Origin of the sequence: Chromobacterium sp. IRSSSOUMB001 (genome assembly GCF_023507765.1) — a bacterium.
Classification (GTDB): Bacteria; Pseudomonadota; Gammaproteobacteria; order Burkholderiales; family Chromobacteriaceae; genus Chromobacterium; species Chromobacterium haemolyticum.
In genome coordinates this window covers 110714-131424 of the sequence record NZ_JALCYU010000004.1, presented here as the reverse complement: position 1 = coordinate 131424, position 20711 = coordinate 110714, and the positions used below count along the sequence as shown (strand labels likewise).

Below are 20711 nucleotides of genomic sequence, written 5' to 3'. Positions count from 1 at the left end.
CATGACGCAGATAACCGTAGTGATTGGCGACCGCCTGGGCAAGGGACAGAAAGTGGGCGCGGGGGCGGAAGCCGCCGGCGCGCGCGCGGTGGTGGTTCCGGGCATGGCCGCGGACATGAAATTGGGCGACGTGATGCAGGCGGAGGGCGCGCAGCTGGGGATTTCCTTCTGCGGCAGCGGCGGCGCCGGCGCGATCACCGCGCAGACCAAGTACGGCTACAAGGCCAAATACGGCATGCGTTCGGTGGAGGAGGGCGTGACCGCGATCGAGGAGGGCTACACCGTGCTCGGGTTCGGTTTCATGGACAAGGAAGAGCTGGGGCAGCGGCTGGTGGCCGCCTATTTGAAGAAATACGGCGGCTGAGCGATGCAAAGGCGTTTCGAATCCAGCGTGACGGTCAGTGGCCGCGGCGACAGCAAGGCGCAGGCTTGCGCCGATGCCTTGTCCGGCGTGCAGCGCGCGGTGACGGCGGCCGGCCATCAGGTGCTGCTGCGCATTGAGCCCCTGCGGGTGACGGTGGTCGCGGCGGAGGAAGTCCGCCGTCGCGAGCGCTTTTTGTTCTTCTTTCTGCCGCGGGACCGGCTCAGCTATGCCGTCACCTTGGAGGTAGAGGTCAGCGTGACCGTACTGGATATCGAGGCCGTGCCGTTCACTGTGCGCCAAGCTTAGGCGCTGGCTGTCGTTTCATACCAGAGGAGGAAGCCATGCTTCTGATCATTCTTCTCAAGTCGCTGTTGATCGGCGGACTGGTCGGGGTTGCGGTGGGCGCCGGCGCGGCCCGCATGTTCCACGCGCCGACTTCCCAGGGCATGGGCGCCTTCCGCACCCTGGGCGAGCTCAATTCCTGCGAGGGCGATCCGGCCTCGCATTTTTCCTTCGGCCTGGGCTTCTTCTTCAACGCCTGGGCCTCGTCGGTGGCGGCCGGGGCTTTCACCCAGGACATCGATCACCGGGTGATCCCGCATTGGGGGGCGGCGGCGCTGTTGGCGCGCAACCGCAACCTGGCGGAGACCCTGCACAACCCGCGCAAGATGGCCTTGGTGTGCGGGGTGATAGGCATGCTGCTGGTGGCCTTCCTGAACACCACCGCTTCGGCGGTGCCGGCTTCGCTGCAAATCACCGCGGTCAAGGTCTTGGTGCCCGCGGCCAATCTGCTGGTCAATACCGTGATGCCGGTGATTTTCTGGCTGGCGGCGATTGAGGCCGGCCGTCGCTCCGGTTTGTGGGGCACGGTGTTTGGCGGTCTGGCCCAGTTGATCATGGGCAATGCCGTGCCGGGCCTGGTGTTGGGCATTCTGATCGGCAAGGGAGTGGACGAGGGCGGCTGGAACAAGATCACCAAGTTGATGATGGCGGCTATCGTGGCCTTGTTCGCGCTCAGCGCCTTCTTCCGCGGCTTTGATCTGAAGTTGCTCAGCAGCTTCCACTTGAACGCACCGTCCTGGTTGGAACTGCTGCACGCCGCCGTGCGTGGCGCTTGAGGCTGAAGGAGAGAATGATGACTGAACAAGCACAAACCGGGGGTTTCTGGCTGGCGGATTGGTCTTTCCCGCTCTTGGTGGGGCTGCTGTCCGCCGGCGTGTTCGCCGGCACTCATATGTATTACGTCTACGGCATCGGTGCTTTCAACGAGGTGGCTTTCGTCTCGATGCTGAGAGCGGGCATGGATACCGGCGTTTACGGCGCGGTGGCGGCCTTCGGCGCCAGCTTCCTCTTTGCCCGGGTGATAGAAGGCTCGCTGGTGGGCATTCTGGATATAGGCGGGGCCATTATGACCGGCGTCGGCCTGGGTATTCCGGCGATGTTCCTCGGCGCGGGCATTCTGTTTCCGGTGGAAAACTTCGGCGCGGCGCTGGCCACCGGGATGGTGATTGGCTTGCTGATCGGCGCGGTTATTATTTTCGCGCGCAAATTCACCATCAATCAGGGCAATTCCACTTACGGCGCCGACGTGATGATGGGCGCGGGCAACTCCTCCGGCCGTTTCCTCGGCCCGCTGATCATCCTGTCGGCGATGGCGGCGTCGATCCCCATCGGCGTCGGCTCGCTGCTGGGCGCGCTGGTCTTCTATCTGTGGGGCAAGCCCATCACCGGCGGTGCCATCCTGGGCGCGATGCTGCTGGGCACGCTGTTCCCGGTGGCGATTGCCTGAGGAGGCGCTGATGGATGACTTGCTGATCAAGGATGCCTTGCTGGCCGATGGCTCGGTGCTGGACGTCGCCGTCCGCCACGGCAAGATCGCCGGGCTAGGGCGCCAGGAAGGACCGGCCCGGCGCACGGTGCGGCTGGATGGCCGTTGGCGGCTCAGCGCCGGCTGGATAGACGGCCATGTGCATTGCAACCCGGCTTCGCCGATTTATCACGATGAGCCGGACCAGGTGGGCGTGGCCGGCGGCGTCACCACGGTAGTGGACGCGGGGAGCGTCGGAGCCGACGATGTCGCCGCTTTCCGCGAGCTGGCCGGCGGCTGCCGCACCGATGTGCGCGCGCTGTTGAATATTTCGCGCATCGGTCTCGCCACTCAGCATGAATTGGCCAATCTGGACGATGTCGACGTGGCGTTGGCGGGCGCGGCGATCCGCGCTCATCGCGATTTCATCGTCGGCATCAAGGCTCGGCTGAGCGGCAGCGTGGTCGGCGCCAACGGGATCGCGCCGCTGGCGCGGGCCAAGGAGATCCAGCGCCGCTTTGGGCCGCTGCCGCTGATGGTGCACATCGGCAATACTCCGCCGTCGCTGGACGAGATCGCAGAATGGCTGGAGCCGGGCGATATCGTCACCCACTGCTTCAACGGCAAGCCCAACCGCATCCTGGACGCCGCCGGCGCGCTGCGCGCCTCGGTGCGGGCCGCGATCGAGCGCGGCGTGTTGCTGGACGTCGGCCACGGCAGCGCCAGCTTCAGTTTCCGCGTAGCGCGCGAGGCCATGGCGCTGGGCGTGTACCCGGACACTATCAGCTCGGACATCTATTGCCGCAACCGCGTCAGCGGGCCGGTGTTCGGCCTGGCGGTGGTGATGTCCAAATTCCTGAGCCTGGGCATGCCGCTGGATCGGGTGCTGGACTGCGTGACCCGGCGGCCGGCAGAGACGCTGCGGCTCAGCGGCAAAGGGCGGCTGGAAGTCGGCGCGGACGCCGATCTCACCATTTTCGACATCGAAACCGCGCCGCGGCCGCTGAGCGACAGCGACGGCGACACGCTGACTTGCGTGCGTAACCTGGTGCCGCTGGCGGCGGTGGCGGGCGGCGTTTTGCTGCCCACCGAACAAGGAAAGGCTTGCCATGTCTTCAATCTATGAACGGTACCAGCTGCGACCGGTGATCAACGCCTCCGGCCGCATGACCATGCTTGGCGTATCCACGCCTGCGCCGGAGGTGACGGCCGCGGTGGCGCAGGGCCTGGGCCAGTATTTCGAGATGAAGGATTTGGTCGACAAAACCGGCGACTACATCGCCCGCTTGCTGGAGGTGGAGGCCGCCACCGTGGTGTCCTGCGCTTCCGCCGGCATTGCTCAGTCGGTGGCCGCGGTCATTGTCCGCGATGATCCGCGCCTGCTGGTGAACCTGCACGCGCAGGCAGTCAACGGGCCGCGTGAAATCGTGCTGCCCAAAGGGCACAACGTCAATTTCGGCGCGCCGGTCGGCACCATGGTGGCGCTGGGCGGCGGTCGGGTGGTGGAAGCCGGCTGGGGCAATGAGTGTTCGGCCGCGCAGCTTGAGGCCGCGGTGGGGCCCGACACGGCCGCCATTCTGTACATCAAGTCGCATCACGCCTTGCAGAAAAGCGTGCTCAGCGTGGCTGAGGCCGCCGAGGTGGCGCGCCGCCGCCATGTGCCGCTGATCGTCGATGCGGCGGCGGAGGAGGACTTGCGCGCCTACTACCTGCAAGGGGCTGACCTGGTGATCTACAGCGGAGCCAAGGCGATTGAGGGGCCGACCAGCGGCCTGGTGCTGGGCCGCCGCCAGTATGTGGAATGGGTCAAGCTGCAAAGCCAGGGCATAGGCCGGGCGATGAAGGTGGGCAAGGAGGGCATCCTGGGCCTGACCTGCGCGATCGAACGCTATCTCAAACAGGACAAGGAAAGCGGAGCGGCCATGGCGGAACGGCTGCAGCCCTTCATCGCCGGCCTGAACCAACTGGCCGGCGTGAGCGCGCGGCTGGTCTGGGACGCCGCCGGCCGCGACATCGCTCGCGCCGAGATCGCTTTTGACGCCGCCGCGTCCGGCCTCAGCGCGGCCGCCGCGGCCACCGCGCTGAAACAGGGCGACATCGCCATTTATTTCCGGGAATACCGGGCTAACGAGGGCAAGCTGGAAGTGGACGCGCGCAGCGTGGACGCCGCCCAGCTGGAACAGATCAGCGCGCGCATCCGCCGCTTGCTGACGGGAGAACAAGCATGAAACTGGAACCCCATTTTTATCAAGACCGCGTTTGCTTGAATGTGTTGGCGGGAAGCAAGCACAATGCCAGAGATATCCACCAGGCGGCGGAAGGACACGTATTGGTGGGGGTCTTGTCGAAGAACTACGCCGATGTGGACAGCGCGGTTGCCGACATGCGCGAATACGCGGCCTTGATCGACAACGCCTTGTCGGTGGGGCTGGGCGCCGGCGATCCGCGCCAGTCGGACATGGTCAGCGCCATTGCCGGCCAAGTGCAGCCGCAGCACGTCAATCAGGTGTTCACCGGCGTCGGCTCCAGCCGCGCGCTGCTGGGCCAGGCGCGTACCGTGGTCAACGGCCTGGTTTCGCCCAGCGGCATTCCTGGCTTGGTGAAGGTGTCCACCGGTCCGCTCAGCGCGGAATCGCCCGTTTGCGCGGCGCCGGTGGACACCGCCATCGCCATGCTCAAGGATATGGGCGGCAGTTCGATCAAGTACTTTCCTATGGGCGGGCTGGACTGCCGCGACGAGTACCTGGCGGTGGCGGAAGCCTGCGCGCGCCATGATTTCTGGCTGGAGCCCACCGGCGGCATCTCGCTGGAGAACTTCAGCGAGATCGTCCGCCTGGCGCTGGAGGCCGGCGTGCCCAAGGTGATTCCGCATGTGTACAGCTCCATCATCGACGCGAACGGCGAAACTCGGCCGGGCGACGTTGAGCGGCTGCTGTCAATGGTGAAAGCCTTGTTGTAGACGCGTCCGGGGAGGCCGGGCGCGGATGGGTTCAAGAAAGAGGCTCATGGTCAAATTCCCCTATCAACGGCTGGCACAGGCCTTTGCCGCCCTGCAGGCGGAAGCGCTGCCGCAGGAAGAACTGGCGCGTCGGTTGGCGGTGTCCACTCGCACCGTGCGCAACGACATCGACGCGCTCAACGCCATTCTGGCCGAGCACGGCGCGCGCTTTGTGCTCAAGCGCGGCGAGGGCTACCGGCTGCAGGCCGACGACCCGGAACGCTTCCAGCGGGTGCGGCCGCAGGCCGGCAGCGACCGCGCCATTCCGCGCCAGGCCGGCGAGCGGGTGCATTATCTGCTGGCGCAGTTTCTCGGCTCCGCCTACGCCTTGAAGCTGCAAGATCTGGCCGACGCCTGGTGCGTCAGCCGCGCCACCTTGCAGACGGACATGGCCGAGGCGCGCGAGCGTCTGGCCGCTTACGGTCTGAGCATAGAGGCCAAGCCGCACTACGGCATGAAGCTGTTGGGCGCGGAATCCTCCATCCGCGTCTGCCTTAGCGATCTATTGGCGCAACTGGCGGCGGAGCGGCCGGACCACCCGCTGTTGAGCGCTGACCTGGTGCTGGCCGACGCGCTGGCGACGGTGCGGGCTGGCCTGCCGGGCTGTTTGAGCCGCGCCGGCGTCCGTCTCAGCGACGATGGCGCTCAGTTTCTGACCTTTTATTGCGCGGTGGCGGCCAAGCGCATCGTCGACGGTTTTCCGCTGCAGGACTTCTGCGGCGAGGAGACGCTGCCGGCGGTGGATCAGGCCGCCACGCATATCGTCGGCCTGCTGAGGCGCATGAGCGGAGTGGAAATCGCCGCCGCCGAGCGGGCCTTTCTCTGCGTCAACATCGCCGCGCGCAGCCTGACCGGCATGTTGCCCAGCGCGATCAACGCCGACGACGCCGACGCCTTGGTCTGCTACATCCTCGACTACATCAACCGCCATTACCGTTACGATCTGCGCGCCGACCGGCAATTGCGAGAGGACTTGATCACCCACGTTAAAACCATGATCACCCGGGTGCGTTACCAGATTAACCTGCCCAATCCGGTGTTGGCCGACATCAAGCAGCATTACGCGCTGGCCTACGACTTCACGCTGGCGGCGGTGTCTAGCTGGGCCAAGCACTCGCCGTACCGGATCTCGGAAAATGAGATCGGCTATCTGGTGCTGCACATCGGCGTGGGGCTGGAGCGCCATTACCAGATCGGCTATCTGCGCCGGCCGCAGGCCCTGCTGGTGTGCGACGGCGGCAACGCCACGCTGCGCACGTTGGAGGCGGTGTTGCGGCGCCGTTTCCCGCAGTTGGAGGTATGCGCCTCCTTGTCCTGTCAGGAATACGAGGCGCTGGAGCATGTGAGCGCGGATTTCGTGGTGTCCACGGTGCGCTTGGAAGACAAGCGCAAGCCCGTGGCGCTGCTGTCGCCGTTTCCATCGGATTACCAGTTGGAGCAATTGGCGCGGCTGGTGGCGGTGGACCGTACCCGGCCTTATATGTTGGAACGCTATTTTTCCGCCAAGCATTTCTGGGTGGCGGAAGCGGGACTGAGCCAGCAGGCCTTGTTCGAGCGTGTTTGCGGGCAGTTGCGCGAGGAGGGCTATGTCGACGCCGATTTCCTGCCTTCGGTGCGCGAGCGTGAGGACATTCTCAGCACCATGCTGGGGGACGGTATCGCCTTGCCGCACTCGCTGGGTCTGCTGGCGCGCAAAACCACGGTGTGCACCATCATCGCGCCGCACGGCGTCGCCTGGGGCGAGGGCAGCGTGGCGCGGGTGATTTTTCTGCTGGCGATCAGCAAGACCGAGTACGAGGAGGCGATGGCGATCTACGAACTGTTCGTTTCCTTCATGCGCCAGCGCGCCGGCGTTCGGCTGGTGGAAAGCCGCAGCTTCGAAGAGTTTCTGCGCAATGCCTTGCTATGCCTGCCTGAGTCCTGAAGCACGCGGGAAGGGCTTTTCCCGCGGCTGTCAATCCATACGGTTTGGTTTATGTTTTTGTTGCGATTTGTGTTGAATCGCGTTGTTTTTGTGCACCGCAAAGGGGGGAGTTCCGGCTTTTTTGTAACAGTTTGAAACTGTATATATGTTCGAGTATTTACTTCATGCTTTCGTTCTAGATCACGCCATGTCTGAGCTTGGGCGTTATTTTCGTCATTGATCTGTAACAAGTGATCTGGTTTTGTCCTGCGGGCGGCCATTAACCTGGATCAAATTTGCCCTTGAAAGTTGGGGGCGAACTGTTTTTAATAGCGCCGCCTGGCTTCACAACCGGGATGCTCCCGCCGCTTTCTGCGCCGTCCAGGGCCGCTTGCCCGCTGGAAGACGCGTCTCCGCCCGAGGGTTCGCCGGCTGTCAGCGTTGTGATGTCCCAGCAGGAGAAAGCCGGCTGTCGCCGCTCTCCTGTCGCGTCATCCACTTGGAGCGATTCACGTCGCCCCTGTCGATTGATCATACCGACCTTTCGATTTTGATCAGCTCGCGCTGCGAGTTCCGCATTGTTTTTTATTATGACGATAGCATTTGCATGGCCGTCGGCCGCGCAAGGGCTCGCTGTTGCCGTCCGGTCATGAGCCGGGCCTGGATTACCGCCGCCGGGGCCGATGGCGCGCAGCCGTAGCGCCCGGGCGAGATAACAAGAATGTTCAACCCGTAAAGTCGTAAATGATGAGAAACCAAAGACCCTCACGCCTGTGGCGGGGACTTGCTGTTGCTTCGGCGTTGCTGCTCGCCGGGTGTCAAGGCGGAATCCTTGACCCCAAGGGCCCGGTGGCGGCGGAGCAGAAGTCCCTGATCATCACGGCAACCGCGCTGATGCTGCTGGTGGTCATCCCGGTGATCGTGATGACCCTGTTCTTCGCCTGGAAGTACCGAGCCAGCAACAAGGACGCCGTCTACGAGCCCAAATGGTCGCACTCGACCAAGATCGAGCTGGTGGTCTGGCTGATTCCCTGCATCATCATCGCCTTCCTTGCCGTGCTCACCTGGGAAACCACCCACAAGCTGGACCCGTACCGCCCGCTGGATTCGGATCAGAAGCCGATCGAGGTGCAGGTGGTGGCGTTGAACTGGAAATGGTTGTTCATCTACCCGGAACAGCAGATCGCCACGATCAACGAGTTGGCCTTCCCCAGCAATGTGCCGGTGAATTTCAAGATCACTTCCGACGCGGCGATGAACTCCTTCTTCATCCCGCAATTGGGCGGCCAGATTTACGCGATGGCCGGCATGCAGACCCAGTTGCATCTGCTGGCGCATGAGCCGGGCGTGTACAAGGGCTTCTCCGCCAATTACAGCGGCGCCGGCTTCTCCGGCATGAAGTTCAACGCCGTCGCCACCAAGACGCCGGCTGAGTTCGATGCCTGGGTGGCCAAGGTCAAGGCTTCCGGCAAGACGCTGGACGTGAACGGCTATCGCGGCCTGGTGCTGCCTAGCGAAAAGAACCCGGTGACCTATTACGGCGCCGTCACCCCCTATCTGTTCCAGGGCGTGTTGCACAAATACATGACCGGCCGCACCTCGCTGGCCGCCACCGAGGCCGACGTCAAGCTGGCCGCGCTGGCCAAGAGCCTGTGTGAACCGCTGACGGTGAAGGAGTAATCAAGACATGCTGTTAGGCAAACTGACGCTGGACGCCATCCCTTTCCACGAACCCATCGTGATGGGCGCGCTGGGCGGCGCCGGCCTGATCGGGCTGATGCTGGTGGCCCTGATCTCCAAAATGGGCAAATGGGGCTATCTGTGGCATGAGTGGCTGACTTCGGTCGATCACAAGAAGATCGGCGTGATGTACATCATCGTCGCCATGATCATGTTGCTGCGCGGCTTCGCCGACGCGCTGATGATGCGCGCGCAACTGGCCATCGCCACCGGCGGCAGCCATGGCGTGCTGCCGCCCGATCACTACGATCAGATCTTCACCGCCCACGGCGTGATCATGATCATTTTCATGGCGATGCCGTTCATGACGGGCCTGATGAACATCGTGGTGCCGCTGCAGATCGGCGCGCGCGACGTGGCCTTCCCCTTCCTGAACTCGCTGAGCTTCTGGTTGCTGGTGGCGGCGGTGGTTCTGGTCAACCTGTCGTTGGGCGTGGGCAACTTCGCCCGCACCGGCTGGGTGGCCTATCCGCCCTTGGCCGGCATCGCCTTTAGTCCGGACGTGGGGGTGGATTACTACACCTGGGCCTTGCAGATATCAGGGATAGGGACGACGCTGACAGCGATCAACTTCCTGGTCACCGTGATCAAGATGCGCGCTCCGGGCATGAAGCTGATGGACATGCCCATCTTCACCTGGACCTGCACCTGGGCCAATGTGCTGATCGCCAGTTCCTTCCCCATCCTGACCGGCGCGCTGGCCATGCTGAGCCTGGACCGTTACCTGGATTTCCATTTCTTCACCGCGGAAGCCGGCGGCAACGCCATGATGTATCTGAACCTGTTCTGGGCCTGGGGTCACCCCGAGGTGTACATTCTGGTGCTGCCCGCCTTCGGCATTTTCTCCGAGGTGGTGTCCACCTTCACCGGCAAGCGCCTTTTCGGCCACAAGTCGATGATCTACGCCAGCGGCGCGATCTCCATCCTGGGCTTCATGGTGTGGCTGCATCACTTCTTCACCATGGGTTCCGGCGCCAGCGTCAACGCCTTCTTCGGCATCGCGACCATGATCATTTCGATCCCGACCGGGGTGAAGCTGTTCAACTGGTTATTCACCATCTACCGCGGCCGCCTGCGCTTTGAAACTCCCATCCTGTGGACGCTGGGTTTCATGGTCACCTTCTCCATCGGCGGCATGACCGGCGTGTTGATGGCGGTGCCGGGCGCGGACTTCGTGCTGCACAACAGCCTGTTCCTGATCGCCCACTTCCACAACACCATTATCGGCGGCGCGGTGTTCGGCTACTTGGCCGGCGTGACCTTCTGGTTCCCGAAAGTGTTTGGTTTCAAGTTGAACCCGAAACTGGGCAAGGCCTCGTTCTGGTTCTGGCAGATCGGCTTCATGTTCGCCTTCATGCCGCTGTATGTGTTGGGCTTCCTCGGCATGACCCGCCGCCTGAACTACACCACCAATCCTGAATGGGAGCCGTGGTTGTACCTGGCGCTGTTCGGCGCGCTGTTGATCGCCTGCGGCATCGCCTGCCAACTGCTGCAGATCGCGGTTAGCATCCGCGACCGCAAGAAGCTGGCCGACGTCAGCGGCGACCCGTGGAACGGCCATACCCTGGAGTGGTCCACCTCGTCGCCGGCGCCGTTCTACAACTTTGCCAAGCTGCCGGTGGTGCATGACATCGACGCCTTCACCGACATGAAGGAAAAAGGCGTGGCCTATGCGGTGCCGAAGTCCTACGAGCCTATCCACATGCCCAAGAACACCGCGGTGGGCGTCTACATCGGCGGCTTTACCACGGTGCTGGGCTTCGCCTTGATCTGGCATATCTGGTGGTTGGCCATCGTTGGCCTGGTGGGCATCGTTGGCTGCATGCTGGCGCGCGCCTACGACAACGACCTGGACTACTACGTGCAGCCGGAGGAAGTGGAAGCCATCGAGCGCGAGCGCTTCGAGAAGCTGGGCATCGACGTGGACAACTACACCGAGCGTGATCCGGCCCAGCCGCAAAAGGCTGTGCGTCCGACCACCACCGCGTAAGGGGCTGAATCCGACATGACGACTTATGTAAAAGACGCGCACGAAGCGCATGAGGACCACGAGCACCACGACAGCGGTTCGCAAACCGTGCTGGGCTTCTGGTTCTACCTGATGACCGACTGCATCCTGTTCGCCAGCGCGTTCGCGGCTTACGCCGTGCTGTTCCGCAATGTGGCGGAAGGCGTGTCCGGCAAGGATATCTTCGATCTGCAATACGTGCTGGTGGAAACCGCGGCGCTGCTGCTGTCCTCCATCACCTACGGCTTTGCGATGATCGCCGGTCAGAAGGGCAATAAATCCGCAGTGCTGGGCTGGCTGGGCATGACCTTCCTGTTTGGCGCCGCCTTCATCGGCCTGGAAATCAACGAGTTTCATCACCTGATCTCCGAGGGCCACGGACCGCAGGTCAGCGCCTTCCTGTCGGCCTTCTTCGGCCTGGTGGGTCTGCACGGCCTGCACGTGACCGCCGGCCTGATCTGGATGGCGGTGATGATGATGGAAGTGGCCAAGACCGGCCTGACCGGCCGCGCGATGACGCGCCTGAACTGCCTGTCGCTGTTCTGGCACTTCCTCGACATCGTGTGGATTTGCGTGTTCACCGTCGTCTACCTGAAAGGAGCCATGGGATGAGCCAGGCACATGAACACGCCGCGCACGGCAGCGTGAAAAGCTATCTGATCGGCTTCCTGCTGTCGGTGGTGCTCACCGCCATTCCGTTCTGGATGGTGATGGGCGGTGCCTTCACGCCGCAGGCGACGGCCATCGGCATCTTCGCGCTGGCGGTGGTGCAGATCGTGGTGCATCTGAAGTATTTCCTGCACCTGGACTTCAGCAAGGAGGGCAAGCTCAACACCATGTCCTTCCTGTTCACCGGCATGGTGATCGTGCTGCTGGTCGGGCTGTCGATCTGGATCATCTACACCGCCGACGCGCTGATGATGCGTTGAGACGGCGTTGAGAGAGACCGCCTTGAAATTCAAGCGCTATTTGCAGGTGACCAAGCCGGGCATCATCTTCGGCAACCTGATCTCGGCCGTCGGCGGCTTTCTGCTGGCGGCCCAGGGCCGGGTTGACTGGAGCTTGCTGCTGGCCACGCTGGCCGGCCTCTCGCTGGTGGTGGCGTCCGGCTGTGCGATCAACAACTGCATAGACCAGGACATCGACGCCAAGATGGCCCGTACCCGCAAGCGGGTGCTGGTCACCGGCGCGATGAGCACCCGGGCGGCGCTGGCTCACGGCCTGCTGCTCGGCCTGGCCGGCTTCTACGCGCTGTGGCGCTGGACCAATCCGCTGGCCTTCGGCTGCGTGCTGTTCGGCTTCGTCATCTATGTGGGGGTGTACAGCCTCTATATGAAGCGCCATTCGGTGTACGGCACCCTGGTGGGCAGCTTGTCCGGCGCGGTGCCGCCGGTGGCCGGCTACTGCGCGGTGACCGGCCGTTTCGACGCCGGCGCGGCTATCCTGCTGCTGATGTTCTGTCTGTGGCAGATGCCGCATTCCTACGCCATCGCCATCTTCCGCCTGCAGGATTACCAGGCGGCGGGGATTCCGGTGTTGCCGGTGGTCAAGGGCATTTCCAGCGCCAAGCGGCAGATCGTGCTTTACATCCTGGCCTTCGGCGCCGCCACCGCGATGCTGGCTTTCGGCGGATACGCCGGCTACGGCTATCTGGCGGTGGCCGGAGCCACCAGCCTGTGGTGGCTGAAGATGGCCTTGTCCGGCTACAAGAGCAGCACCGACGACCGCGTCTGGGCGCGTCAGGTGTTCTTCTTTTCCATCATCACCATCACCGCGCTATCCGTGATGATGGCGGTGGATTTCCGGCAGCCGGAACGCCAACAACTGGCCGGCCTGAGCGCTACCGCGCAGTCCTGAACGTCAGCAAGCCAAGACAAAGCGCGGGCCGTGGCCCGCGCTTTTTTCATGGCTGAGCGGCTAGAGCGCGATCACACGTCGTCGGCCGCGACGCTGACCAGCACTTGGTCGGCGGCGACAATGTCGCCCACCCGGCAGTGCAGCGCGCTGACGACGCCGGCGCGCGGCGCATAGATCCGGTTTTCCATCTTCATCGCTTCGACCACGGCCAGTACCTGGTTGGCTTCCACGCGCTGTTCGACGGCCACCGGCAGCGCCACTACCGTGCCCGGCATCGGCGAGGTTACCCGTTGGCCGGCGTCGGTGTCCGCCTCGGCGGCCTCCGGCTGCTCCGCCTGCAAGCGCAGCCGATGGCCGCCCACCGTCAGCTCCATGTCGTCGCCGCAGGGCAGGGCGCTCCAGCGCAGCCCGTCCACCTCGCCGCGCCACAGCTCGCCGTCGCGGCTCAGTTCCACGCACAGGCTCCGCTCTCCCACCGCCACGCGGGCATGGGCGCCGGCGCGTTCCAGCAGCCGGGCCTGCCAGCGCGAAGCGCCGGCGCGATAGCTCAGGCGGCCCAAGGGCGCGTCCGGGTCCAGCGCGGCGCGGTCGTGGGGGCCGATGCCGCCCTGCCAGGGCGAGGATGATTCGGCGCAGTTCAGCGCCAGTTCGACGGCTGCGGCGCAGGCGACGGCTTCGGCCACCGGCGCGCTTTCCGGCGCGGCGGCGAGCTGGTCGACCAGATGGGTGTCCAGCAGGCCGGCCCGCACCCGCGGTTCGCGCAGCAGCCGGTCGATGAAGCCCAGATTGCTGGTCAGGCCCGGCAGCGCGGTGTCGCGCGCGGCGGCCTGTAGCGTGTCCAGCGCCGCGCCGCGGTTGCCGCCGTGGGCGATCAGCTTGGCCAGCATCGGATCGTAGAAGGCCGGTACTTCGCCGCCGCCGCCGTCGAAGGCCGCGTCCACTCGGCAGCCTTGCGGCCAGCGCGCCAGCAGCGCCTTGCCCGGCATGGGCGCGAATTCCCGCAGCGGGTCTTCTGCGTAGACTCGGCACTCGATGGCGTGGCCATCTGCGCGGATCTCCTCCTGGCGCAGCGGCAAGGCTTCGCCGGCGGCCACGCGCAGCTGCCATTCCACCAAGTCCAGGCCGGTGATGGCCTCGGTAACCGGGTGTTCCACCTGCAAGCGGGTGTTCACTTCCAGGAAATAAAACTGGCCGTCCGGCGCCAGGATGAATTCAAAAGTGCCGGCGTTCCGGTAGCCGATGGCTGCCGCGCCGCGCACCGCGGTGTCCAGCAGCGCGGCGCGGGTGGCGGCCGGCATCGCGCAGGCCGGCGCCTCTTCGATGATTTTCTGGTGGCGACGCTGCAAGGAGCACTCGCGTTCGAACAGATGCACCACATTGCCGCGACTATCGCCGAACACCTGTACTTCCAGGTGGCGCGGCTGGGCGATGTAGCGCTCCACCAGCAAGCGGCCGTCGCCGAAGCTGGAGCGGCCGACGCGCACGGCGGCGTCCACCGCCTCGCGCAGCGCGGCTTCTTCCCACACCACCTGCATGCCTTTTCCGCCGCCGCCGGCCACCGGCTTGAGGATGACCGGATAGCCTATCTCGGCGCTGCTCTCCAGGATCAGACCGTAGGATTCGGTGGCCTCCGCCGAGCCCGGCGTCACCGGCACGCCGGCCGCCGCCATCAACTGACGCGCGCGCGCCTTGTCGCCCATCTGGGCGATGGTGTCGGCGTCCGGGCCTATGAAGACCAGGCCGGCGGCGGTCGCCGCGCGGGCGAAGTCGGCGTTTTCCGAGAGGAAGCCGTAGCCGGGATGAATGGCCTCGCAGCCGCTGGCCAGCGCCGCGGCGATGATGGCCTCTCCATTCAGATAGCTGGCGCTGGCCGGGGCCTCGCCTATCCAGCGCCGCTCCGCGGCCCCTTCCAGGTGCGCGGCGCTGGCGTCGGCCGTGGAGTAGACGGCGACATGCTCGATACCGAGCCGTCGGCAGCTGCGGGCGATGCGGCGCGCGATCTCGCCGCGGTTGGCGATCAAAATTCGTTTGAACATGGTGTTTACATCCTGAAAACGCCGAAGCGGGTGTCTTGGACGGGAGCGGCGGCGGCCAGCGCCAGGCTGAGCGCCAGCCATTCGCGGGTCTGGGCCGGGTCGACGATGGCGTCCACCCACATGCGGGCCGCCACGTACAGCGCCTGGCCCTGGCGCTCGTAGGCGTCGCGGATCGGCCGCTTGAAGCTTTCCTCTTCTTCCGGCGTCCAGGCCTTGCCCTGTTTTTCCAATTGTTCCGCGCGGATCAGCGCCAGCACTGTCGCCGCCTGTTCCCCGCCCACCACCGTGGTCTTGGCGTTGGGCCACATCGCCATCAACTGCGGGCCGATGGCGCGGCCGCACATGGCCAGATTGCCGGCGCCGTAGCTGCCGCCGATCAGGATGCTGAATTTGGGCACGCGGGCGCAGGAGGCGGCGTTGACCATCTTGGCTCCGTGCTTGGCGATGCCGCCGGCCTCGTATTCCGCGCCCACCATGAAGCCGTTGATATTGTGCAGGAATAGCAGGGGAATGCCGCGTTGCGCGCATAGTTCGATGAAGTTGGCCGCTTTTTGCGCGCTCTCCGAGAACAACACGCCGTCGTTGATCAGCACGCCCACCGGATAGCCGCCGATGTGGCCGGTGCCGCACAGAATGGTGGCGCCGAAGCGGGCGCGGTATTCGGCAAAGGCGGAGTCGTCCAGCAGCCGGGCCAGGATTTCCCGCGCCGGAATATGTTCGCGCGGGTTGGCGCTGACGATGCCGGCCAGCTCAGCCGGATCATAACGCGGCGGCCGCGGCGTTTGCGGCGGCGCGTACTGCCTGCCGCGGCCGCGGCGGGCCACGATGTCGCGCATCAGCCGCAGCGCGTGCTCGTCGCTCAGCGCATAGTGGTCGGCCACGCCGCTGTCGCGGGCGTGCACGTCGGCTCCACCCAGGGTTTCGGCGTCCACGATCACTCCGGTGGCGGCTCGCACCAGTTGCGGGCCGCCCAGAAAGATGGAGCCGTTGCCGCGCACGATGATGGTTTCGTCGCTCATCGCCGGGATGTAGGCGCCGCCGGCGGTGCAGGAGCCGAGCACCGCGGAGATCTGCGGCAGGCCCAGCGCCGACATCTCGGCGATATTTCGGAAGATGCGGCCGAAGTGCTGCTCATCCGGGAAAATGTCTTCCTGCAAGGGGAGGTAGACTCCGCCGGAATCCACCAGATAGAGGCTGGGCAGGCCTTGTTCGCGGGCGATCTGCTGGGTGCGCAGATGCTTGCGCAGCGTCAGCGGGTAATAAGTGCCGCCCTTGACCGAGGCATCGTTGGCGAACACCGCCACTGCGTGGCCGGCGACGATGCCGATGCCGGTGACGATGCCGGCGCAGGGCACCGCGTGGTCGTAAACGTCGTGGGCGGCCAGTTGGCCGATCTCCAGAAAGGGCGTGCCGGGGTCCAGCAGCAGCGACAAGCGCTCGCGCGGGGACAGCTTGCCCTTGGCCGCCTGTTTGGCGCGCGCTTCGGGGCCGCCGCCTTGCAGGGCGGCGTCGCGGGCGGCGGCGATGCGCTCGCGCAGTTGGCGGTAGGCTTCGGCATTGTGTTCAAACGCCTCGCCGGAGGCGGGAACGCGGGATTCAATACGGGACATGAATAAGCTTCCTCGATTCAGGACGCGCGCGGGCGCACCTTGAACAGCACTTGGGACAGGGTCAACAGGCCGAGGGCGGCTACCGCCAGCGTCCAGGCGCCATCGTGATGCAGCAGCACCGAGACGGTGGCGGCGATGCCGGCCAGCCCTTGCTGCAGGAAGCCGCACAAGGCCATCGCATGCGCGCCGTGTTCCTTGGCGTCGCTGACGGCGGTGGCCATGCTGTTGGGAAACAGCACCGCCTGGCCGAAGATGGTCAGGCAGTAGAGGCCGATGAACAGCCACAAGCCGGGCTGATGCTCCAACAAGCCCAGATGCCAGCCCAGCAGCATGGCCAGCGTGGCCGCGGCCAGCAGCGCCGAGCCGGCGCGCATCAGCCGCAACCCGCCCACGCGGGCCACCAGACGGTTCACCACCATGGCGCCGCTGAAGTAAGACAGGCCGATCAACAGGCCGACGTTGCCGAAACCGGCCACCGCGAGGCCGAAGTGCTCCTGAAACACAAAGGGGCTGACCTCTTGCAAGGTCACCGTGGTGGCGAAGCCCAGGCCGCCGGCGCAGGCAGGCCATAGAAAGCCGGGGCGGCGCAGAATGCGCCAGTACGGGCTGGGGCCGGAGGCCGAGGCGGCCGGGCGGCCGGCTTGCAGCGGCAGGCCCATGGTCAGCAGCGCCGCCACGGCGCCGGTGACCGCCATCAAGGCGAAACCGGCTTCCCAATGACTGTATTTGCCGATCAGACCGCCGATGAACTGGCCGCCGCCCAGCGCGGTGATGAAGGCGATGGACAGCACGGATAATTTGCGAGCCAGATCGTCGCCGCGCCAGTGATCGCGCACGATGATGCGGGCGATGATGGCCGCGCCGCCGCCGGCGATGCCTTGCGCCACGCGCAGCGTCAGCAGCTCCGCGGCGTTGGACACGAAGGCGAGCAGCAGGCTGCAGACGATGAATAGCGCCAGCGAAATCAGCAGCGGTCCGCGCCGGCCCCAGCGGTCGGCCGCCGAGCCCCAGAACAGCACCGGCAAGGCCGCGCCCACCACATAGCCGGAAATGGACATCTCCACCAGGCTCTGGCTCATCGCCAATTCCCGCATCACCGCCGGCAGCGAAGGCAGATACACGGTGGTGGCCATCTGCGCCATGAACACGATCAGGCAGGCCAGCGCCATCAGCCGGCCGGCCGGCTGCGCCAGCGCCGCTTGCGGCGCGGTCAGGGTTTTCTCACTCATGGGCGGCTCGCAACTGATTGAGGCAGGCGGCGAAGCGTTCGATCTCCTGCGTCGTCATATTGGCGCGGATCATGATGCGCAGGCCGGCGCGGCCCTTGGCGATCACCGGGAAGAAGATGGGCGAGGTGTAGAAACCGTCTTCCAGCAAGCTCTTGGCGTAGAAGATGGTGTTTTCTTCCGAGCCGATGGAGACAAAGCGGATGGGCAGCGGTTCGCCGCTGTTGTCCGAGGCCACGTGTTGGTCGAACAGACGGATATTGTCCTGCAACCGTTGTTGCAGCCGCGGCAGCTCCTCGGAGCGGTGAATGGCCGCGGACTGGATGATGGCGCCCAGGCCGGCGGTGTTGATGCGTTGCGACCAAGTCACAGGTCCGCCGAAGCGGGTGGCCAGCTTGCGGCGCTCCGCGTCGTGGCGCGGGCCCAGGAAGATGGCGCCGCCGGACGCGCCGAAGCCCTTGTTCAGCGAGGTGACGATCAAGGTGCGTTCATTGATGCCGCCCATGGTTTCCAGTACCAGGCCGCGGCCATGGCGGCCCAGCGTGGACAGACCGTGAGCTTCGTCGAAAAACAGGAACAAACCGTATTTGTCCTGCAGCGCCAGCAATTCCGGCACCGGGGCCATGCCGCCGGTGCTGTAGACCCCGTCGGCGACGTAGGCCACGCGCGCATGCGTTTTGCACAGGTCTTCCAGCGCGTTCAGATCGTTGTGGCGGATGGTGTGGATCTCGGCCTCGTCGGCGCAGATCGGCTTCATCATGTTCAGGCAGAAGTGGGCGTTCTTGTCGAACACCATCAAGGGCGGCACATCCTCGGTCAGCGCGCCGGAGGCGAGCAGGGGCAGGGCGGCCGCGGCGGCGGCGGCGCAGGACGGCACTGTCAGCGTTTCCGCGTCCACCAGTTCCGCCAGCGCGTCCTCGGCCTGCTGCAGGATGTCGAACTGCACGCGGATGCGCGAAATCGAGGTATTCAACGAGCCGGTGTTCAGCACCGCGTCCGCCGCCGCTTGCAGGATGTCCGGGTGCGAGTCCAGGCCCAGATAGGAATAGGACGACATATTGACGAAGCGCCGGCCGTTGGCCACCGCCTCGTGACGGCCGTCGCCCAGGTTGCGGGTGACGATATTGGCCATGCCGGCCTGGGTGGTGATGTCCCAGAAGCTGTTGCTCAACTGAATGGCTTTTTTGATATTGGCGTGTTGATGCATGTTTCCCCCCTCGTATGGTTTGGCGGCGGCCGTCATGGCCGCCTCGTCCGGCTTATACCCGCTCCAGAATCAGAGCCGCGCCCTGTCCCACGCCCACGCACATGGTGCACAGCGCGTAGCGCTTGCCGCTGGCCTGCAACTGCGCGGCGGCGGTCAACACCAACCGGCTGCCGCTCATCCCCAGCGGGTGGCCCAGCGCGATGGCGCCGCCCTTGGGGTTCACCCGTTCGCTGTCGTCCGGCAGGCCCAGCGCGCGGGTGACCGCCAGCGCCTGAGCGGCGAAGGCTTCGTTCAGTTCAATGATGTCGATGTCCTCGATGCCCAGGCCGGCCTGGCGCAGCGCCTTGCGGCTGGCCTCGATCGGGCCCGCGCCCATAATGCGCGGCGCGATGCCGGAGCTGGCCGATGTCAGCACTCGCGCGCGCGGACGCAGGCCGTGGCGTTGTGCCGCCGCGGCCGAGGCGACGATCATCGCCGCCGCGCCGTCGTTGACGCCGGAGGCGTTGCCGGCGGTGATGCTGGATTCCGGGCCGAACAGCGCCTTGAGCTTGGCCAGATCCTCCAGCGAAGTCTGGCGCGGGTGCTCGTCGCGGCTGACGATGAGCGGGTCCTGCTTGCGGCGAGGAATCGTCACCGGCACGATTTCCTCGGCGAAGGCGCCGGTTTCCAGCGCGGCGAAGTAACGCTGCTGGCTGCGCAGAGCGAAGGCGTCCTGATCCTGGCGGCTAACGCCGAATTCGCGAGCCACGTTCTCCGCGGTGGCCGGCATGGTGTCCACGCCGTATTGCTTCTCCATGACAGGATTGACGAAGCGCCAGCCTATGGTGGTGTCGTAGATCTGCATGTCGCGGCCGAAGGCTTTTTCCGACTTCGGCATCACGAAGGGCGCGCGCGACATGGATTCCACGCCGCCGGCGATCAGCAGCTCTGCCTCGCCGGACTTGATTGCGCGCGCCGCCAGCGCCACGGCGTCCAGACCGGAGGCGCACAGGCGGTTCACAGTCAGGCCCGGGACGCTCTCCGGATAGCCGGCCAGCAGCAGGCTCATGCGGGCCACGTTGCGGTTGTCCTCGCCGGCCTGGTTGGCGCAGCCCAAGATGACTTCGTCTATCGCCGCCGGGTCCAGGCCCGGATTGCGCTCAATAAGGGCGCGCAGCGGCGCCGCGGCCAGATCGTCGGCGCGCACGCCGGACAAGGTGCCGCCGAAGCGGCCGATGGGTGTGCGCACGGCGTCGCAGATGAAGGCGTCGGTCATTGCGGTTTCCTCTCAGCTCAAGCTGGTTTGCGGTTGCAACAGCGCGGACAGCAAATCGCGCGCCGCGTCGATTTCGTCGGCGCAAACGTGGTGGGGCATGTCCGGATAAACGCGGAAATCCACCTTGGCGCCGGCGCGGCGGAAGGCCTCGGCGCTGCGTTGGATCCGCTCCAGCGGCATCCAGCTGTCGCTGTCGCTGGTGCCGAAGAAGGCCGGGAAGTCCAGCGCCGCGGTTGGCTCGCCCCAGGCAGACTCGTCGGGGCCGAACAGGCCGCCGGAGAAGGCGATCAGCCCGCCTATCGGGCTGGGGCGGCGATAGATGAATTCGGCGGCCAGGCAAGCGCCCTGGGAGAAGCCCATCAATACGATCTGGCGGTTAGCGAAGCCGTAGCCGCGCAATTCTTCGATGGTGGCCTCGACGCAATCCAGCGCCTGATCCAGCGCGGGCTGATTGCTCTCCAGCGGCGCCATGAAGCTGTGCGGATACCAGGTGCGGTCCTTGGCGATGGGCAGAATGTAGGCGACGTCGGCCAGGCCGATGGCCTCGCCGTTCTTGTAGGCGTCCTGGGCGCTCTGGCGGCGGCCGTGCAGCAGCACCACGGCCAGTTTGGCCTGGTTCAGCGGCGCGCCGTAGATTTCCAGGCCCTGTTCTTTATGCGGATTCGGATCGATCGTGCTCATGTAGTGTGTCTTTACTTAA

Annotated in this window: 19 protein-coding genes; 13 read left to right on the top strand and 6 right to left on the bottom strand. The window is 65.3% G+C overall.

Annotated features, from left to right (window positions below):
- Position 1: 1 nt before the first annotated feature.
- From MOV80_RS06675 to cyoE, 13 genes are all read left to right on the top strand, one after another.
- Positions 2-364: an SFCGS family glycine-rich protein gene (locus MOV80_RS06675; RefSeq protein WP_043642128.1), complete on the top strand. Its 363-nt coding sequence runs from the start codon at positions 2-4 to the stop codon at positions 362-364.
- 3 nt (positions 365-367) lie between these two features.
- The gene (locus tag MOV80_RS06670; protein ID WP_019101593.1) at positions 368-670 is read left to right on the top strand and encodes a DUF4312 family protein; all 303 of its coding nucleotides are present in this window, start codon (positions 368-370) and stop codon (positions 668-670) included.
- A 35-nt stretch (positions 671-705) separates the two neighbouring features.
- A complete protein-coding gene (locus MOV80_RS06665; RefSeq protein WP_019101592.1) occupies positions 706-1482 on the top strand; it encodes a DUF4311 domain-containing protein in 777 nt (258 codons plus the stop codon).
- A 17-nt stretch (positions 1483-1499) separates the two neighbouring features.
- Positions 1500-2153 carry a DUF4310 family protein gene (locus tag MOV80_RS06660; protein WP_019101591.1) on the top strand — a complete coding sequence of 218 codons (654 nt, stop codon included), beginning with the start codon at positions 1500-1502 and terminating at the stop codon, positions 2151-2153.
- A gap of 10 nt (positions 2154-2163) precedes the next feature.
- A complete protein-coding gene (locus tag MOV80_RS06655; protein WP_249604947.1) occupies positions 2164-3297 on the top strand; it encodes an amidohydrolase/deacetylase family metallohydrolase in 1134 nt (377 codons plus the stop codon).
- A complete protein-coding gene (locus tag MOV80_RS06650) occupies positions 3281-4399 on the top strand; it encodes a DgaE family pyridoxal phosphate-dependent ammonia lyase (protein WP_118268288.1) in 1119 nt (372 codons plus the stop codon). Before MOV80_RS06655 ends, MOV80_RS06650 begins: the two co-directional genes overlap by 17 nt.
- On the top strand, positions 4396-5130 hold the full coding sequence (locus tag MOV80_RS06645; RefSeq protein WP_118268287.1) for a KDGP aldolase family protein: 735 nt from the start codon (positions 4396-4398) through the stop codon (positions 5128-5130). The genes MOV80_RS06650 and MOV80_RS06645 overlap by 4 nt, the downstream gene beginning before the upstream one ends.
- Before the next feature lie 46 nt (positions 5131-5176).
- Positions 5177-7093, top strand: coding sequence for a PRD domain-containing protein (locus MOV80_RS06640; protein WP_107731521.1), 1917 nt, complete (start codon positions 5177-5179; stop codon positions 7091-7093).
- A 723-nt stretch (positions 7094-7816) separates the two neighbouring features.
- Positions 7817-8752, top strand: a complete 936-nt coding sequence (gene cyoA, locus MOV80_RS06635) for a ubiquinol oxidase subunit II (protein WP_324606830.1) — start codon at positions 7817-7819, stop codon at positions 8750-8752.
- 7 nt (positions 8753-8759) lie between these two features.
- Entirely contained in the window at positions 8760-10802 is a 2043-nt protein-coding gene (gene cyoB / locus MOV80_RS06630; protein WP_118268286.1) for a cytochrome o ubiquinol oxidase subunit I, read from the top strand.
- A gap of 15 nt (positions 10803-10817) precedes the next feature.
- On the top strand, positions 10818-11432 hold the full coding sequence (gene cyoC, locus MOV80_RS06625; protein WP_019100421.1) for a cytochrome o ubiquinol oxidase subunit III: 615 nt from the start codon (positions 10818-10820) through the stop codon (positions 11430-11432).
- On the top strand, positions 11429-11749 hold the full coding sequence (gene cyoD, locus MOV80_RS06620; protein WP_043591087.1) for a cytochrome o ubiquinol oxidase subunit IV: 321 nt from the start codon (positions 11429-11431) through the stop codon (positions 11747-11749). The genes cyoC and cyoD overlap by 4 nt, the downstream gene beginning before the upstream one ends.
- 22 nt (positions 11750-11771) lie before the next feature.
- Positions 11772-12677, top strand: a complete 906-nt coding sequence (cyoE, locus tag MOV80_RS06615) for a heme o synthase (RefSeq protein WP_039754342.1) — start codon at positions 11772-11774, stop codon at positions 12675-12677.
- Between the two features lie 71 nt (positions 12678-12748).
- Here cyoE and MOV80_RS06610 read toward each other — a convergent pair whose 3' ends face one another.
- Genes MOV80_RS06610 through MOV80_RS06585 form a run of 6 tightly spaced genes read right to left on the bottom strand, consistent with a single transcriptional unit; the run spans position 12749 to position 20692 of the window.
- Positions 12749-14713, bottom strand: a complete 1965-nt coding sequence (locus tag MOV80_RS06610; protein ID WP_249604946.1) for a biotin carboxylase N-terminal domain-containing protein — start codon at positions 14711-14713, stop codon at positions 12749-12751.
- Between the two features lie 5 nt (positions 14714-14718).
- Positions 14719-16323, bottom strand: coding sequence for a carboxyl transferase domain-containing protein (locus tag MOV80_RS06605; protein WP_249604945.1), 1605 nt, complete (start codon positions 16321-16323; stop codon positions 14719-14721).
- A 17-nt stretch (positions 16324-16340) separates the two neighbouring features.
- A complete protein-coding gene (locus MOV80_RS06600) occupies positions 16341-17552 on the bottom strand; it encodes an MFS transporter (protein ID WP_249604944.1) in 1212 nt (403 codons plus the stop codon).
- Positions 17545-18756 (bottom strand): aminotransferase class I/II-fold pyridoxal phosphate-dependent enzyme, encoded by a 1212-nt coding sequence (locus MOV80_RS06595; protein ID WP_081574183.1) that lies wholly within the window; start codon positions 18754-18756, stop codon positions 17545-17547. The genes MOV80_RS06600 and MOV80_RS06595 overlap by 8 nt, the downstream gene beginning before the upstream one ends.
- 52 nt (positions 18757-18808) lie before the next feature.
- Positions 18809-20011 carry a 3-oxoadipyl-CoA thiolase gene (pcaF, locus tag MOV80_RS06590; RefSeq protein ID WP_249604943.1) on the bottom strand — a complete coding sequence of 401 codons (1203 nt, stop codon included), beginning with the start codon at positions 20009-20011 and terminating at the stop codon, positions 18809-18811.
- A gap of 12 nt (positions 20012-20023) precedes the next feature.
- Positions 20024-20692, bottom strand: a complete 669-nt coding sequence (locus MOV80_RS06585; protein ID WP_107731523.1) for a dienelactone hydrolase family protein — start codon at positions 20690-20692, stop codon at positions 20024-20026.
- Positions 20693-20711 lie beyond the last annotated feature (19 nt).